The following is an 805-nucleotide window of genomic DNA, read 5'->3' as shown; positions in this document are numbered from 1 at the left end:
CGGCGGCCTTCGCCGCGCCCACGTAGGCGCCTAGCCGGTTTGGCTCCTTCTTCAGCGTCGCTTCAAAGGCGACGAGCGCGTCCCTGGCGTTACCGCTATCGAGCAGCATGATACCATAGAGTTCGCGAGCCGGCTTGGGTACGCCCGGCGTCACCGGATGCTTCTCGGTCTTGTCTTCAGCATCGGCGGCTGCGCTCATCACTCTCAGCGCGTCGTCGCGCTTGCCCTCGGCATAGAGCATCCAGGCGGTAGCGACCTGCCGCTGAATGTCTACCTGCTCCGACCAATAAGCATCCTTCGCATCTCGCAGCTTGTCCCGCAACTCGGCGAGCTTGGCGATATCTGCCTTAGCGGCTTCAGGATTGCCCGAGCGGGCTGCGCCTAGCGCTCGCGCGAAATGGGTGACCGCCTGCACGTGAGGCAGCGGGCTGGCACGGACTTGAAGCGCCGCGGCGGCCTTCCAATCGCCGCGCTCCACCGCGTAGCGTGCCGGCGAAGCGGCCAGCGCGTATGGCCCAGCGATGAAAGTCTCGGTGAACCCGGTGACCGCGTTCATCTCCCCGATAACGGCTGCGGCCTTCTCGTCCTGCCCGAGTTGTAGATAGGCGTAGACTAGGTAATCCATGGCGTGCAGCTGATCGTGACCCTCTTTGTCCGCGTTCGCGACACGCGACGATTCGACGTTGGAGGCAATCGACTCCTTCCAATAGCCGACGCGCGTGAAGATGTGCGACGGCATATGCTGGGCATGCGCTGACGCTGGCGCGACCCTGGCATAGCGTCGGGCGGCCTCCAGGCCTTTCTC

1 pseudogene is annotated in these 805 nt (G+C 64.3%); it reads right to left on the bottom strand.

Annotated elements, in window-relative coordinates:
- Positions 1-739 (bottom strand): annotated as a pseudogene (locus tag XI08_RS09915) (hypothetical protein); the annotation flags it as partial.
- Between the last annotated feature and the right edge of the window lie 66 nt (positions 740-805).

The sequence above is a fragment of the Bradyrhizobium sp. CCBAU 11361 genome, assembly GCF_028128935.1.
In the GTDB taxonomy this organism is placed as follows: domain Bacteria; phylum Pseudomonadota; class Alphaproteobacteria; order Rhizobiales; family Xanthobacteraceae; genus Bradyrhizobium; species Bradyrhizobium niftali.
Note: the sequence above shows the minus strand (reverse complement) of the source record. Positions and strands in the feature narration are given on the sequence as shown.